We start from the raw sequence: 15,361 nt of genomic DNA, 5'->3' as shown, positions 1-15,361 counted from the left end.
AGGCTCCTAGATCGGCACGCTCTGCGGCCGCTTCCACCGCACCCATCCGGCCACGATCAGCCGGGTCAGCGTGAAGGCGGTGAACACCGTGGTGATGATGCCGATGCCCAGCGTCACGGCGAAGCCGCGCACCGGACCAGTACCGATATAGAACAGCACCGCGGCGGCAATGAAGGTGGTGATATTGGAATCGAGGATGGTCGCGAGCGCCCGCTTGAAACCGGCGTCGATCGCCGAAATCGCGTTGCGGCCGCTGCGCAGCTCTTCGCGAATGCGCTCGTAAATCAGCACGTTGCTATCGACCGCGATGCCGACGGTGAGCACGATGCCGGCGATGCCGGGCAGCGTCAACGTGGCGTTGAGGAGCGACAACAGGCCGAAGATCATGGCAACGTTGATGGCCACCGCGATGTTGGCGAACACGCCGAACAGTCGGTAGGTCAGTAGCATGAACACGATGACCATGATCGAGCCGACATAGGCCGCAAGCTCGCCCTTCTCAATCGAGTCCTGGCCAAGGCCCGGACCGACGGTGCGCTCTTCGACCACCGTAAGGGGCGCCGGCAGCGCGCCGGCACGCATCAGGATCGCGAGATCGTTGGCGGACTGGACCGTGAAATTGCCGGAAATCTGCCCTTGCCCGCCCGTGATGGGCTCGCGGATCACCGGTGCCGAGATCACTTCATTGTCGAGCACGATCGCAAACGGCAGACCCACGTTCTCCTGCGTGGCCTGCGCGAATTTGCGGGCCCCGGTGGAATTGAAGCGGAACGAGACGATTGGCTCGTTGGTACGCTGGTCAAACCCGGTCTGCGCATCATTGAGCTCGCTGCCCGAGACCAGCACCTGCTTCTTGACCACATAAGGCACCTTCGGCGAGCTTTGGCTCATCAGGAGCTCGGAGTCCGGCGGCAGTCCGCCCCGCTGCGCCTGGTCCGGCGGCACCGAGGTGTCGACCATCCGGAATTCCATCTTCGCGGTCTTGCCGAGCAGCTCCTTCAGATGCGTCGGGTCCTGAAGGCCGGGGACCTGCACCAGAATGCGGTCGTTGCCCTGGCGCTGGATCACGGGCTCAACGGTACCGAGCTCATTGACGCGCCGTTCGACGATCTGGATCGATTGCTCGATGGTCTTGCGCATGCGCTCGACCATGGCAGGTTGCGACAACGCCAGGCGTATCAAGCCGCCACCGGCATCGGATATGTCGAGGTCGCGCTGGGTGCCCGAACCGAGCAGCCCGCCAATCGGCTGCGACAGGTCGCGCAGCTTGGTCAGCGCGGCCTGGAGATCGGTATCCTTGACCCGGACCTCGACGGTGTCGCCGCGAGTCACGAGGCCGGTGTAGCCGATCTTGGCCTCCCGCAGCGCGCGGCGGACATCGTCGCGGACCTGGTCGAGCTTTTCCTTCTTGACGTAATTGGCGTCGACCTCGAGCAACAGATAGGAGCCGCCCTGAAGGTCGAGGCCGAGCACGAGCCGGCGCTGGGCCCAGGCGGGCCAGGTCTTGACCTGCGCTTCGGGGAAGAAGTTCGGGACCGCGAAGAGGCACACGATCAGCGCCGTCAGGATGATCCCGAGCGCCCTCCACCGCGTGAAATACAACATCGACTCGACCTGTCAGATCAGGAGATTTGAGAAACTCGCAGGAAAGCGCTCACTTCGCCGCGGCGTCGTCCTTGGCGCTTTCCTTCGCGCCGTCTTTTTCCTTGGCCGGTTCGCCCTTGGCGCGCACGCCCGAGATCATCGACCGCATCTGGCGCACGCGCACGCCGTCGGATATCTCGAACTCGATCTGGTCGTCATCGACGACCTTGGTGACCTTGCCGACCAGGCCGCCCGAGGTCACGACAGTGTCGCCGCGACGAATGTTCTTCACGAGTTCGGCATGGTCCTTCACCTTCTTCTGCTGCGGGCGCAGAATCAGGAAGTACATGATCACGAAGATCAGGGCGAACGGCAGCAGCGACATCAACATGCTGTTGGTGTCGCCGGCGCCCGCGGCCTGGGCATACGCAGGGGTAATGAACATTCGGACGATCCTCGTGGAAACGGGGGAAAACCGGTCAGGCCCTTACGGCGACCGGTTCGGTCAAATTCGCGCGGACTATAGCGGCCATTGCCCCAATTGCAACGCTGCCCGACCGTCGATTTGGCCACCTTGCGGCGGGCCGTCAGGCCCGATAAGGCTGCATTCTCAGGAACTTCGGACATGCCCCAAAAACCAAGCAAAAGCCCGGCCGGCAAAGGCCCCCGCACCCCTGCCACGAAGCCTGCCCAGGTCGCGGCAAAACGCCCCAAGGCGGTCTCAAAGCCGGCTCCCAAGCTAGCCTCGAAGGCCTCCCAGGACCTTTCCCAGGAGCGCGTCGTCCGCGCGCTCGAGACCATTGCGGCGCATCTCGCCGCCCAGGGCAAGCCGGCTGTCGAGCGCGAATCGTTCAAGCAGGCGGACGCGTATGTCTGGCACCCCGACGGCCGCCTTGCTGCGGTGCCGCGGGTCAGCCGCGTCGAGCTGTTCCTGCTCAAGGGCGTCGACCGGATGCGCGACATCCTGATGGAGAACACCGAGCGGTTCGCCAACGGCCTGCCCGCCAACAACGCCCTGCTCTGGGGCGCGCGCGGCATGGGCAAATCGTCGCTGGTGAAAGCGGCCCACGCCAGCATCAACGCCGACCGCAAACCCGCCGACAAGCTGAAGCTGATCGAGATCCACCGCGAGGACATCGAGAGCCTGCCGGCGCTGATGGAGCAACTGCGCGCCTCGTCCTTCCGCTTCATCGTGTTCTGCGACGACCTCTCCTTCGACGGCAATGATGCGTCCTACAAATCGCTCAAGGCCGTGCTCGAAGGCGGCATCGAGGGCCGGCCCGAGAATGTCATCCTCTACGCTACCTCCAACCGCCGCCACCTGCTCGCGCGCGAGATGATCGAGAACGAGCGCTCGACCGCCATCAATCCCGGCGAAGCCGTCGAAGAAAAGGTCTCGCTGTCGGATCGCTTCGGCCTGTGGCTCGGCTTCCACCGCTGCAGCCAGGACGAATATCTCGCCATGGTGCGCGGCTATTGCAGCCATTTCGGCATCAAGGTCGACGATGAGGCGCTGGAACGCGAAGCACTGGAATGGTCGACGACACGCGGCTCGCGCTCAGGCCGTGTCGCCTGGCAATTCGTGCAGGAGCTGGCGGGACGGCTCGGCGTGAAGCTGGCGACGAATTAGCGCGAGCTGCAACTCAGCTCACAACTGTATTCCCCGCGAGAGCGGGGAATACAGTACGCCGCGGCTTATCGGCTCAAAAATTGCTGTCTCTGGAATACTGGATCGCCCGGTCCTGATGCGCAATTGCGCATAAGGCCGGGCGACGACAGCTTCTTTGTCGAGGCGACGTCCGCCTCACGCCCCGTTCAGGAATTGAAGCGGGTCAACCGGGCTCGATCCCTTGCGGATTTCGAAGTGGAGCTGCGGCGACGCCACCTCCCCGGATTGACCCGACTTGGCAATGACCTGACCGCGCTTGATAGGATCGCCGCGCTTCACCAACAGCTCACTCGCATGGGCATATGCGGTGACGTAGCCGTTGGAGTGCCGAACCAGGACCAGATTGCCGTAACCTTTCAGCTCGTTGCCGGAATAGGCGACGACGCCGTCTTCAGCCGCCTTGACCGGCGTACCCTCGGGCACCGCGACGTTGATGCCGTCATTGGACTTGCCGTTGGTCTTGGCGCCGTAGCTCGTGATCACCTTGCCGCGCACCGGCCAACGGAAGGTCGGCAACGAGCTGGTGGTCTCTGCCGCTTTCGCCGGCGTCGTCTCGGCGGGCTTCTCTTCGATATTGGCGGTGGCCTGAGCCAGGCGCGCGCTTTGCGCAGGCTGGGCAACAGCGGCCATCTTGGTGGTCGGCGCGGGAGCGGCCGCAACCGGCTGCAGCGCAGCCGCCACGGGGGCCGCGGCAACAGGCGCCGGAGCGAGCGGAGCGGCAACCGCCGCCGTCTTGGCGCCGGGCACGGTCAGCTTGGTGCCGAGCTTGAGCTTGGCCGACGGATCGAGACCATTAGCGCGGGCGAGCTCGGCCGCGGAGATATGGTTCTTGCGCGCGACGCTGGCGAGCGTGTCGCCATGATTGACGAAATGGAAGCTGGACGGTGCGGCGACGGCCGCAACCGGCTTCGGCGCCATCGCCGGAGCAGCAGCAACCGGAGCCATGACCGGTGCGCCCGGATGCGGGATCACCAGCTGCTGGCCAGGCGAGAGCGCCCGCGGACCCTTGTAGCCGTTCGCGGCCATGATCGCCTGCGGGCTCACATGGTAGCGCTTGGCGAGCACGTCGAGCGTGTCACTGGTGCCGACGATGATCTTGGTCCCGCCGCCCGGCTGGGCGGCAGCGACCGAGCGCGGCGGCACGGTGCCGGTAGCTTCAAGACGCGGTTGAGCCGGCGGCGTGTAGGAGCCGAGCCCGCGACCGCCTCCGGAGACGCCCCCACCCGCAACCGGATAGGATTGCGGCGCGGCGACCGCCGGGGGCGGCAAGGCCTGGGACTGATAATAACCGGGCTGGCTCTGCGGCCGCGCATATTGCGGCAGCTCTCGCTGCGGCGGCGGGGCCTGCTGGACCGAACCGGTCGATTCAGAGAAGGGATTGGAGAAGTTCGACTGGGACAGGCGCGACTGCATGTCGGCACTGCACCCTGCGAAGCTGAAGGAAATCAGCGCCAGCACCGCGACCTGCGGTACGCGGCGCGAGTAAAGCAACTCGGCGACAACAGACATGGTTACTCACTCGTACGCAACAGAACTGGTCTTTTAAGTAAACACCCGTCGAGTAAATAACGGCTTAACCCTCCCAATAAGACGTTGGCGGCGCAGCCAATCCGGATTTCTACAGCTCCCGCGCCACGCCGGGCAGCGCCGGCACGAAGCGGACCTCGACGAGTTCCCTGCGTTCGATCCCGGCGTCGGTCCGGCTCAGGCGGGTCAGCGTCTGCACGCCCTGATGCGGACCGACCGGCGCAATCAGGATGCCGCCGACCACGAGCCGCTCGATCAGGTTCTCCGGAATTTGCTCCACCGCGGCCGTGACGATGATGCGGTCGAATGGCCCGATGTTGGGTGGCAGATTGAGCCCGTCGCCGAGCATCACCTCGACATTGTGATAGTCGAGCTTTTCAAGCCTGGCGCGCGCGGCGTCCGCAAGCTTGCGGTAGCGCTCGACCGTCAGCACCTCGCGCGTCAGCCGCGACAGCACGGCGGCCTGATAACCGGAGCCGGCGCCGATCTCGAGCACGCGGTGGCTCTTCTGGAGCTGAAGCTGCTCGGTCATATAGGCGACGACAAAAGGCTGGCTGATAGTCTGGCCGCAGGCGATCGGCAGCGCGCTGTCACGATAGGCGGCGTCGCGATCGGAGGCCTCGACGAACAGATCGCGCGGCACCTCCTCCATTGTCCGCAGTATGGTCTGATCGCTGATGCCGCGACGCCTCAGCGTGAGCTGAAACATCATCTTTTCCGGCGGGGGCTGATTGGAGGTCATTGCTGCTGCTTATATCGTCTCGTCAGAGGGCCGGATCGTCGCACGCGTCGCTCAGGCCCGGGGCAAGAATCCTGTTCCTGCTCAGGAACCTATGATAGCGTTTTGCTGCGGTATTTGACCACAAATCGGCTTGCAGCGGGCCAGCCGCAAACGTCATTTTCGGGCGTCCGCCGGCCGACACGCGCATTGCGTCGATTCGTGTTATCTGCGAACGTTTTCCGGAGATGGGCAAGGACTCAACGACAATGACCGCGACCGGGCTTTCGGGCCGCTCTGTATTCCTCGTCGAAGACGAGGTCATGATCAGAATGATGGTCGCGGATATGCTGGAGGAGCTCGGCTACAAGGTCGCGGCTGAAGCGGGCGATATCAATGAGGCCTTGCGGCTGGCCCAGGCTACCGAGTTCGACATCGCCATCCTCGACGTCAACGTCAACGGCAAGGTCATCTCGCCGGTTGCCGATCTCATCAGGGAAAAGGGCTGCCCGTTCATCTTTGCCACCGGCTACGGCTCGTCGGGCCTGCCCGAGCAATATCGCGACCGGCCCGCGCTGCAGAAGCCGTTTCAGCTCGACGCGCTCGGCAAGACCATCGAAGCCGCGCTTCGCGGCGGCTAGCTTCTACTTCAACGTCGCGCTCAGCTCTTCCGAAAACGCTTCATTGGTGCGGTCGAGCCGAAGTGGCGTGACCGAGACGTAGCGCTCGCGCAGCGCCGCGAGATCGGTGCCTTCGGCCGGCGTGTCCATCATCGCAGCGCGTTCGAAGCCGATCCAGAAATAGGGGTTGTTGCGGCCGTCCCTGCGCTCGTCGATCCGCAAGAAGCCGAGATTGCGCTTGCCCTGCCGCGTGACGCGAATGCCGAGCACGTCCTCCGGTGCGCAGGACGGGAAGTTGACGTTGATGACGGTGTCCTTCGGGATCCCGGCCTTGATCACCTTGCGCAGGATGTCGGGACCGAATTTACGTGCAGTGTCCCACGGCGGTTGGTCGCGCGTCTCGACACTGAATTCCTGCGACAGCGCGAATGACGGAATCCCTAACATGGTGCCTTCGAGCGCGCCGGCGATGGTGCCGGAGTAGACCACGTCCTCGGCAACGTTGCGGCCCTTGTTGACGCCGGAGAGCACGACATCGGGCAGCTCGGCGCCGAGAATATGGCGCGCGCCCATGATGACGCAGTCGGTCGGCGTACCGCGCACCGCGAAGTGCCGCGGCCCGACTTCGCGCAGGCGCAGCGGATCGTTCAGCGACAGCGAATGCGACACGCCGGACTGATCGAGCTCGGGCGCCACCACCCAGACGTCGTCGGACAGCGCGCGCGCGATCTCCTCCACGACCTTGAGGCCGGGAGCGTGGATGCCGTCGTCATTGGTGCAGAGAATGCGCATGCCGGTGGTCGATTCCTGAGCTGGGAGTCAGGCCGTCTTATCCGGCTATGGCGGATCAGGCAAACCGGCCGTGGGCGGGAATTCCGCGGATACATTGCAGGTCTCCTCTGTGATCTCCTCATTGCGGCGCCGCAACGCCGCATCCTAATTTTCTCGCGCATTTTCAGGCGACCGGGCACGGAATGACCCGTTTTTCAGCCGCAATCGTCTTCGGTCTCGGCCTCTGCCTGGTAGACGCCGGATGGGCGCAGGATTCGGACCCCTCAGACCGGTGTTTTCCCTGGCAGGAGCTCCGCAACCGCGTCTGCGCGGCTAAGTCAGCCCCCGTTGCGCCCGCGCCAGTCCCTGGATCGCCGGAGCCGAGACCGCCACCTGCCCCGGCCGAGACCAATGCGACAACCTCGCCGCTCGCTTGCCCGCCCCGCTCGCATGCCGAGGGCGGCGTCTGCATCACCGACGTCGCACCGCCCTCCGACCCGCCGCGTGCACGGATCACCATCACTTGCGTCGGCGGCACCGCGAGCGATGGGCAATTCACCTGCCCGGCCGGATTCCAGTTGATGACGGCGGGCGCGGATCCGGGCGGCATCTGCGTGCGCGCCAACGCGGACAATTGCCTTGGCGGTCAGATGACGGTCGCCGGCGAATGCCTGTGCAACAGCCAGGTCACGATGTCCGGACAGGTCTATGATCTCGAATTGGTGCGCGGCAAACGCGTGCCAAAACGCTGTCCACGCGACGGCCCCTGCGTTTCGACCGTCGATGCGGCGCCGAAACTGTCATCAGAGCAGCGCCCGCGTGACTGCGGACATGGCATGGTCGCAACGCGCCGTGGCTGCGTGCCGGCGCGGCACCGCTCACGCGCAACGGACACGAACACCTATTTCCGGATCACGCCGAACTATCCAGGTCCGATGCATTATTGACGGCGGACGCGCCATTGCGGCAGGAAGCGCGCGAGCTTGCCCTCCGCGCGCAGGTTCATCGCCGGCATGACGGGGCTGACGACGGGTGTCTCGATCACACCGAGCGCCTTCGGCTGTGCAACGAACGGGGCCGACGCGGGCGTCTCTGGAAAGCGCTCACGAGCGACCGCCACCGCCTTGTCAAAATCCTCGATATTGACGCCGGGCTTGGCGCGCCGGCTTTGCACATGCGTGTCGTCCCAGAGCCGCGCGATGTCGATGTCCAGCACGCCACGCAAGCGCTGGTCGACGGCCTGGATACCGGCGCCGGTCACCGCCCATTGTCGACCGACCCAGAAGATGTCGCGGTGCAAGGCCATGGACGATCGGTTCGCGTTGACGGATGGCCGGTAGGATAACCGGCCGCCCGATCTTCGCAACCAAACGTTTCCGCGTTCCGGACGGGCAATGCGAATGACTCTTGTTTGACGCTTTTTTCTTGACGCGAACCGGTATCCACTTCGCTCGAAAACGCTTTATTCCCGCGCAACCACCTTCAGCCCGCCCATATACGGCTGAAGCACGCTGGGGACGGCGATCGAGCCGTCCTCCTGCTGATAGGTCTCCATCACAGCGATCAGCGCGCGGCCGACCGCCGTGCCGGAACCGTTCAGCGTGTGCACGAAGCGCGGCTTGCCGTCCGGCCCGCGCGAGCGCGCATCCATCCGCCGCGCCTGAAAATCACCGCAGACCGAGCAGCTCGAGATCTCGCGGAACATGCCGCCCTCGCCCTGCCCGGGCATCCACACTTCGATGTCATAGGTTTTCTGCGACGAAAAACCCATATCCCCTGCGCAGAGCGTCATCACGCGATAATGCAGGTCGAGCTTCTGCAGCACCTGCTCGGCACAGGACAGCATCCGCTCCAGCTCGTCCTTGCTGGTCTCAGGTGTCGTTATCGAGACCAGCTCGACCTTGGTGAACTGGTGCTGCCGGATCATGCCGCGCGTGTCGCGTCCCGCAGCGCCGGCCTCGGCGCGGAAGCACGGTGTCAGCGCGGTGAGCCGCATCGGCAGCTGCTTCTCGTCGAGAATGGACTCGCGCGCGAGGTTGGTGAGCGAGACTTCCGCGGTCGGGATCAGGCCGAGGCGCTCGGTCTTCAGCCGCTCATGATCGGGCGATGCGAGCAGCTCGCCCTTGATCGCCCAGAACTGGTCATCCTCGAACTTCGGCAATTGGCCGGTGCCGAACATCACCTCGTTGCGCACCAGGAGCGGCGGATTGATCTCGGTATAGCCGTGCTCGTTCGTATGCAGGTCGAGCATGAACTGCCCGATGGCGCGCTCGAGGCGCGCGAGGCCCTTCTTCAGCACGACGAAGCGCGCACCGGAGAGTTTCGCCGCCGCTTCGAAATCCATGTAGCCAAGCGCGGTGCCGAGATCGTCATGCAGCTTCGGCGCAAAACCGTAGTTGCGCTTCGCACCGAACACGTGGTGCTGGACATTGCCGTGCTCATCGACGCCATCGGGCACTTCATCGAACGGAATGTTCGGGATCGCGGACAGCTCTTTGGTCAGTTCCTCATCGGCCGCTTTCGCGGCAGCCTCGAGTTCCGGCATCGTGGTCTTCAGCTCGGCGACTTCCGCCATCAGCTTGGCCGCGCGCGCCTCGTCCTTGGCCTTCTTGGCGTCGCCGATTTCCTTGGACGCCGCATTGCGCCGCGCCTGGGCCTGCTCGGAAGCAAGGATCGACGCCCGCCGCCTCTCGTCGATCGCAAGCAGCGACGCCGACAACGGCTTCAGGCCCCGCCGGGCGAGGCCGGCGTCGAAGGCTTGCGGATTGTCGCGGATCGATTTGATGTCGTGCATGGCTGTTTTCCCGTCATGGCCGGGTTTATCCCGGCCATCCACGTGTCTGCCGCCTTAGACCAAGTCGTGGATGCCCGGGTCAAGCCCGGGCATGACGAATCATCGGCTGTAAAGCGGCATGATAGAGCGAAAGTGGCCTACTCCGCCGGATTGGCCGGCGTCGACACGTCGGTGCCCGTGGCAGCCTTCGAGGCCGCCGCCTTCTTCTCCACCATCGAGACCGCGATGATCGAGCCCTCGTAGAGCGCAAGCAGGGGAATCGCGAGCGAGCACTGGCTGAGGATGTCGGGCGGCGTCAGGACAGCCGCGATGATGAAAGCCAGCACGATGAAATAGCGGCGCTTCTCGCGCAGCATCTTTGACGTGATGATGCCGATCCGTCCCAGCAGGGTCAGGATGACCGGAAGCTGGAAGGCGATGCCGAAGGCGAAGATCAGCGACATCATCAGCGAGAGATATTCGCCGACCTTGGGCAAAAGCTGGATCTGCGCGGTCTCGTCGCCTCCCATCTGCTGCATGCCGAGCGAGAACCGGACCAGCATCGGCAGCACGACGAAATAGACCAGCGCCGCGCCCAGCACGAAGAAGAACGGGGTCGCGACCAGATACGGCAGGAAGGCCTGCTTCTCGTGCTTGTAGAGGCCGGGCGCGACGAACTTGTAGATCTGCGTCGCCACGATCGGGAACGAGATGAAGCCGGCGCCGAACAGCGCGAGCTTGAGCTGGGTGATGAAATATTCGAGCAGCGCCGTGTAGATGAATTTCGAATTCTCGGCGCCAGCGACCCACACGAACGGCCAGACCAGCACGTTGTAGATCTGCTTGGCGAAGAAGAAGCAGAAGATGAAGGCCACGCCGAATCCGAGCAGCGCCTTGATCAGCCGCGACCGCAGCTCGATCAGATGGTCCATCAGCGGGGCCTTGCTGGCCTCGATATCGGCGTCGCTCATGACGCTTTGGCGTCCTTGGTCGCTTCGCGCGCGGTATCTTGAGTAACAGTGTCCTGCGCAACCCGTGTCGGCTCGACCTCACGGTTGATGGCGAGCGGCTCGTTCACGGCCGCATGTGCCTCAGCCTCCACAAAGGTCTCCGGCGTCGGCGCTTCAGGTGTCGTTGGCGTCGCCGGCGTTTCACTTGAAATCGCCGGCGCTTCGACGGCAGTAGTCGCGGTGGTCTCAGCCGGCTTGTCGAGCGCGTCGACGCGCAACGCGTCGCTGACGTCCTTCTGCAGCGAGGTCATCAGACCGCCGCCGGTGAAGCCGGAGGCCGCTTCCTTGACCTCGTCGAAGCTCTTCTTGAGGTCGGCCATCTCGGCCTCGCGCATCGCTTCCTGGAACTGGCCCTGGAATTCGGCGGCCATCTTGCGGGCCTTGCCCATCCATTGGCCAACCATGCGCAGCACGCCCGGCAGCTCTTTCGGGCCAATGGCGACCAGGGCCACGACCCCGATCAGAACCAGCTCACTCCACCCGATGTCGAACATGACGTCTTCCGTTCACGCGAAGCCACGATCGGCCCAATCCCTCACGCGCAGGATCGGGGCCGCTACCCGTGTCTCGCGTGCTCCTGGCTCAGACGGCCTTGCTGCCGACGTCGGATCGCGCCGCAGTCGGCGCCGCGTTGTGCTCGATGGACTTGGACGGCTCGGCGGGCTTGTCAGCGACCTTGTCGTCGTCCTGCATGCCCTTCTTGAAGGCCTTGATGCCCTGCGCCACGTCGCCCATCAGATCCGAAATCTTGCCGCGGCCGAACAGCAGCAGGACCACTGCGATCACCAAGATCCAGTGCCAAATGCTAAGAGAACCCATCCTGCAACCCTCCAAACGCGCATCGCCGGGACCCCGGCCGATCTTCACCGAAACCTAGGCTTCGCAGGCATCAAAAACAAGGACCAAGGCAGCGCCAATTCGCTGTTGGCGCTACGTAATCTTGCCTAGTGTTAACTGGTCGCAGGGGGCCGATAAAAGGCGGAAATATCAGCCTTCCTCGCCACCTTCATTGCCGCCTTCCGGCGGCGTCTCGGGCTCGACCGCAGGCGCCAAGGCCAGATCGAGGTCCTCGCCCGGTTCCAGGGGGTCCTCGTCCTCGCGCAGCTGAGGATCATCCGACGGCGTTGGAACGCTGAAACCGGTCGGCAGCCGCGAATCCAGCAGGCCCGTGCCCTTCAACTCTTCCAGACCCGGCAGATCGCCGAGCTGTTCCAGGGTGAACTGCGACAGGAAATCCTCGGTGGTTCCGAAGGTCAGCGGACGACCGGGCGTCTTGCGACGGCCACGCGGCTTGATCCAGCCGGTCTCCAGCAGCACGTCGAGCGTGCCCTTGGAGGTGACGACGCCGCGGATCTCTTCGATCTCGGCGCGCGTCACCGGCTGGTGATAGGCGATGATCGCCAGCACCTCGATCGCCGCACGCGACAGGCGGCGGGTCTCGGTGCTCTCGCGGGTCATCAGCCAGGCGAGATCGCCGGCGGTGCGGAACGTCCATTTGTTGGCGACCCGCACCAGGTTGACGCCGCGCAGGGCGTAGTCGGCCTGGAGCTGCTCGAGCGCAGCCTTGACGTCGACGCCCTCGGGCATGCGCTTGGCCAGCGTCGCCGTATCCAGCGGTTCATTCGAAGCGAACAGCAGCGCTTCCAGCAGCCGCAATTCTTCGGGACGTGCCTGGGACTCGTTCTCCATCGGCTCGGCCTCTTCTACCCGCACTTCAGCCAGGCTTGCCATGGCAGCTTCTCCTTCTTGCACTTAACCGACCGGCGCATCGGGCGCAGGAGCTGCGTCCACGGCCGGCTTCGGGCGCCCCTTCCGGAAATAGATGGGCGCAAACGCCTCTTTCTGGTTCAGCTCGAGCTGACCTTCACGCACCAGCTCGAGCGCGGCGGCGAAGCTCGAGGCGAACACCGTCGCGCGCTGCGTCGGATCAGCGACGTGACGGACCAGGAAATCGTCCAGCACGCCCCAATCGTCCTGCTCGGAGATGCTGCCGACCAGCCGCTCCAGCGTGGCGCGCGCCTCGGCGAGCGACCACACCGTGCGCTTCGCCAAATGCACGCTCGCCAGCACGCGCGACTGACGCTGTGAGGCATAGGCCGTGAGCAGGTCGTACAGCGTCGCGGTGTATTTCGGATGCCGGATCTCGGCGATCTGCTCGGGCTCGCCGCGCGGAAAAATGTCGCGCAGCAATTGCTGCCGGTTCATCAGCCGGTTGGCGGCTTCGCGGATGGCTTCCAGGCGGCGCAGACGGTTGGCGAGCGCAGTTGCCATTTCCTCGGCGCTCGGACCTTCCGCACTCGGCGGCTCCGGCAGCAGCAGGCGCGACTTCAGGAAGGCGAGCCAGGCGGCCATGACGAGATAGTCGGCGGCAAGCTCCAGCCGGATCTTTCGCGCGGCTTCGATGAAGTGAAGGTACTGGTCGGCCAGCGCCAGGATCGAGATCTTGGCGAGATCGACCTTCTGGTTCCGCGCAAGTGCGAGCAACAGGTCGAGCGGACCTTCATAGCCCTCGACATCGACGACCAGCGCCGGTTCATCCTCGGCTAGCTCTGCGGGCCGCCCGGTTTCGAACGATAGGATTTCTGCGGTCATGCGGCTGCCGTATTTGCCCGTGCGATCGATGGTCCCAATTTCGCATTGTCGTTGCTGTGAAGCGTGTTGCAACCGGCCACCAACATGGGGCGAGCCTGCTCGGCAATGCCTCCCGCCAGCGCGTTCATCATCGACACGTCATCACTCATTAACAAACCCTGGAACCCGACGGCGCTACGAATCACCTGAGTAATCATTGTCGCAGAAGTCGTCACCGGATGGGCGAGGTCGGCGGCGCCATCCACGGGAATGCTGAGACCGTCGAGATCGTCCGCAATGAGATGCAGCGACGCCGATTCTCTAACCGGAGCCGTGGCTTGGGTCCAAATCTGCATGCCGGGCCTGAACGGAATGAAGTCCCATGGGCATTCCACATGACGAAATGCCCGCTCGGCCGCGGTCGATTTCGTTCCGGATACGCCGGTATTGAAGGCCCACGTGCTCATAGGGCCGATTAACCCTGCCCCGGGAGGGGGTCAAGGAAACGGCCGCTAATTCCTCTGGACGAAGCAGGACGGCAGGCCGGCCGACTTCAGATTGTTGCAAGCCTGCACCGCCTCGTCAGCCGAGCCGTAGGGTCCGGCGAAGGCACGGTAGACTATACCTTTGCCCTTATCGGTCAGATCGACACGCTTGATGACCGGCGAGCGGCCGCCAAGGACGTTGCCATATTTGCTCTGCAGCACCCGGTACGACGCGGCGGCGCTATCCTCGCTCTGCTGCGAGGAAACCTGCACGACGAAGCCACCACCACTGGGCGCGGGTGCAATTTGGGTCGGATTGGTCGCGGCCATACGCTGCGGCGGTTCGGCCGGCCCGGCCTGCGGCGCCAGCGAGAGCGGCTGGTTGGCGCTGGCATTGGCCGAGGTCGGCGGCGTACGCGGCGCGGACGGCGCAGCGACCGGCGGCTTCGGCGGCGCGGCCGCCCTGGCCGCCGACTGTGCGGCGGTTTGCGGGACGGCGCTGTCGGTCTGATCACCCTTCACAGCCACGGTCTTGATCGAGCGCGGCGCGCTGTTCGGCATCGTTCCGTTGCTCGGGGCCGGACCGGCACTCGGTGGCGGAATGTTGGACGGCGACACGCTCGCAACCGGCGGCGGGTTCGCATTCTGATTCAGCGGCGGAAACACCACGCGCGGACCAGCTGCCTTGGCGTTGACGTCGACGGGCGCCTCCTCGCGCGGCACGATCTTCTCGCTGCCGTCGCCGCTCGCCATGCGATCGGGTACCTTGGCCGAGGAGTCCGACGGCGCCGGCACGATCTTGGTCGGCGTGTTGTCGGCCTTGATGATCGGCGGTTCGCCGCTGCGGGGCGAGCCGATGTAAGTCTTGTAGGCGAAGGCCGCGCCAGTTCCGACCACGGCCAGCGCGAGGATCGCGGCGACCGTCATCATGCCACCGCGCGATTTCCTGGGCTCATCAAGATCGGCTTCGGGGTAGTCGCTCTGGAATGCGTAAGGATCATCCGGATAGACCGGCTCACGCTGAAAATCCTGCTCGCCCGACTCAAGCCGCCCGTACAGCGCATCATCGTAACGCGCCGGATCGGGCTGCTCGTAAGGCGCCTCGTAGGCTTGCTCCTGCTCCCGATGGTAGGCCTGATGCTGGTGAGGCTCATCCTGGTAGGTGCGGTCCTGATAGGCCTGCGGCTGCGGAAACTCAGGCTCCGGCGCAGCCGGTTGGGCTGAATAGCGATGCAGCGGATGAACGGGATTCACGGCGACGGGATAGTCAGGCTCGGGCGCCGGCTGCGGTTGAACGTTGGCGCGCCGCATCCATGACGGCGGACCCGGCTGAGGCGCTGCCGCCTGCTCAGCGTAGTCCTGCTGATAGTCGTCCTGCGAATAATCCTCGTCCTGGTAAGTCTGCGCAGGCGCTTGCGCTGCTGCAGGCGGAGCACCTGGGCGGCCCTGCGCTGCGAACGGATCGGTCTGCCCGATCAGGCGGGCGAGCTCGGCCAGGGGATCGGTCTCCGCTCTCCCATGCTGATCGCCACCGCGACCAGAGTCGTCGGAAGGAAACGGTCGGTGCTGATATCGTTCGGCCATCGTGATGATGCGTCCCTTCGGGAAAGCCGCGCGCCCCTCGACCAAGGCG

General features: G+C 64.7%; 17 protein-coding genes. 3 read left to right on the top strand and 14 right to left on the bottom strand.

The features are described from left to right. Positions 1-6 precede the first annotated feature (6 nt). Both secD and yajC read right to left on the bottom strand, forming a co-directional pair. Entirely contained in the window at positions 7-1,605 is a 1,599-nt protein-coding gene (gene secD, locus K3F49_RS27720; RefSeq protein ID WP_234684074.1) for a protein translocase subunit SecD, read from the bottom strand. Positions 1,606-1,654: 49 nt separating this feature from the next. Next, on the bottom strand, positions 1,655-2,029 hold the full coding sequence (gene yajC / locus K3F49_RS27715) for a preprotein translocase subunit YajC (protein WP_234684073.1): 375 nt from the start codon (positions 2,027-2,029) through the stop codon (positions 1,655-1,657). A gap of 180 nt (positions 2,030-2,209) precedes the next feature. Here yajC and K3F49_RS27710 point away from each other — a divergent pair, with 180 nt between their 5' ends. Further along, positions 2,210-3,214: an ATP-binding protein gene (locus tag K3F49_RS27710; protein WP_234684072.1), complete on the top strand. Its 1,005-nt coding sequence runs from the start codon at positions 2,210-2,212 to the stop codon at positions 3,212-3,214. Between the two features lie 174 nt (positions 3,215-3,388). Here K3F49_RS27710 and K3F49_RS27705 read toward each other — a convergent pair whose 3' ends face one another. Continuing rightward, positions 3,389-4,762 (bottom strand): LysM peptidoglycan-binding domain-containing M23 family metallopeptidase, encoded by a 1,374-nt coding sequence (locus tag K3F49_RS27705; RefSeq protein ID WP_234684071.1) that lies wholly within the window; start codon positions 4,760-4,762, stop codon positions 3,389-3,391. Between the two features lie 109 nt (positions 4,763-4,871). Beyond that, on the bottom strand, positions 4,872-5,522 hold the full coding sequence (locus K3F49_RS27700; RefSeq protein ID WP_234684070.1) for a protein-L-isoaspartate(D-aspartate) O-methyltransferase: 651 nt from the start codon (positions 5,520-5,522) through the stop codon (positions 4,872-4,874). 245 nt (positions 5,523-5,767) lie between these two features. Between K3F49_RS27700 and K3F49_RS27695 the strand changes: the two genes are divergently transcribed. After that, complete coding sequence (locus tag K3F49_RS27695) at positions 5,768-6,139, top strand: response regulator (protein WP_234684069.1); 372 nt, start codon at positions 5,768-5,770, stop codon at positions 6,137-6,139. A 3-nt stretch (positions 6,140-6,142) separates the two neighbouring features. Here the strand turns inward: K3F49_RS27695 and surE are convergent, their stop codons facing one another. After that, entirely contained in the window at positions 6,143-6,910 is a 768-nt protein-coding gene (surE, locus tag K3F49_RS27690; RefSeq protein WP_234684068.1) for a 5'/3'-nucleotidase SurE, read from the bottom strand. Positions 6,911-7,092: 182 nt separating this feature from the next. On the opposite strand from surE, the gene K3F49_RS27685 reads away from it, so the two are divergent. Beyond that, positions 7,093-7,836 (top strand): hypothetical protein, encoded by a 744-nt coding sequence (locus K3F49_RS27685; protein ID WP_234684067.1) that lies wholly within the window; start codon positions 7,093-7,095, stop codon positions 7,834-7,836. On the opposite strand, the gene K3F49_RS27680 is transcribed toward K3F49_RS27685, so the two are convergent. From K3F49_RS27680 to K3F49_RS27640, 9 genes are all read right to left on the bottom strand, one after another. Next, the gene (locus K3F49_RS27680) at positions 7,830-8,195 is read right to left on the bottom strand and encodes a hypothetical protein (RefSeq protein WP_234684066.1); all 366 of its coding nucleotides are present in this window, start codon (positions 8,193-8,195) and stop codon (positions 7,830-7,832) included. The two genes, K3F49_RS27685 and K3F49_RS27680, sit on opposite strands and share 7 nt — an antisense overlap. Positions 8,196-8,351: 156 nt before the next feature. Then, positions 8,352-9,683 carry a serine--tRNA ligase gene (serS, locus tag K3F49_RS27675; RefSeq protein WP_234684065.1) on the bottom strand — a complete coding sequence of 444 codons (1,332 nt, stop codon included), beginning with the start codon at positions 9,681-9,683 and terminating at the stop codon, positions 8,352-8,354. Positions 9,684-9,820: 137 nt separating this feature from the next. After that, positions 9,821-10,633, bottom strand: coding sequence for a twin-arginine translocase subunit TatC (tatC, locus tag K3F49_RS27670; RefSeq protein ID WP_234684064.1), 813 nt, complete (start codon positions 10,631-10,633; stop codon positions 9,821-9,823). After that, a complete protein-coding gene (tatB, locus tag K3F49_RS27665) occupies positions 10,630-11,166 on the bottom strand; it encodes a Sec-independent protein translocase protein TatB (protein WP_234684063.1) in 537 nt (178 codons plus the stop codon). Before tatB ends, tatC begins: the two co-directional genes overlap by 4 nt. A gap of 88 nt (positions 11,167-11,254) precedes the next feature. Beyond that, the gene (locus K3F49_RS27660) at positions 11,255-11,491 is read right to left on the bottom strand and encodes a twin-arginine translocase TatA/TatE family subunit (protein ID WP_092028685.1); all 237 of its coding nucleotides are present in this window, start codon (positions 11,489-11,491) and stop codon (positions 11,255-11,257) included. Between the two features lie 168 nt (positions 11,492-11,659). Further along, positions 11,660-12,403 carry an SMC-Scp complex subunit ScpB gene (scpB, locus tag K3F49_RS27655; RefSeq protein ID WP_234684062.1) on the bottom strand — a complete coding sequence of 248 codons (744 nt, stop codon included), beginning with the start codon at positions 12,401-12,403 and terminating at the stop codon, positions 11,660-11,662. Between the two features lie 21 nt (positions 12,404-12,424). Continuing rightward, entirely contained in the window at positions 12,425-13,264 is an 840-nt protein-coding gene (locus K3F49_RS27650; RefSeq protein ID WP_234684061.1) for a segregation and condensation protein A, read from the bottom strand. After that, positions 13,261-13,710, bottom strand: coding sequence for a glycoside hydrolase family 3 N-terminal domain-containing protein (locus K3F49_RS39710; RefSeq protein ID WP_452101127.1), 450 nt, complete (start codon positions 13,708-13,710; stop codon positions 13,261-13,263). Before K3F49_RS39710 ends, K3F49_RS27650 begins: the two co-directional genes overlap by 4 nt. Positions 13,711-13,755: 45 nt before the next feature. Further along, positions 13,756-15,312 carry an SPOR domain-containing protein gene (locus K3F49_RS27640; protein WP_234684104.1) on the bottom strand — a complete coding sequence of 519 codons (1,557 nt, stop codon included), beginning with the start codon at positions 15,310-15,312 and terminating at the stop codon, positions 13,756-13,758. Positions 15,313-15,361: the final 49 nt, after the last annotated feature.

It is taken from the genome of Bradyrhizobium monzae (assembly GCF_021458635.1).
Taxonomy (GTDB): Bacteria; Pseudomonadota; Alphaproteobacteria; order Rhizobiales; family Xanthobacteraceae; genus Bradyrhizobium.
The sequence above is the reverse complement of the archived record's forward strand: the minus strand, read 5'-3'. Positions and strand labels throughout refer to the sequence as shown.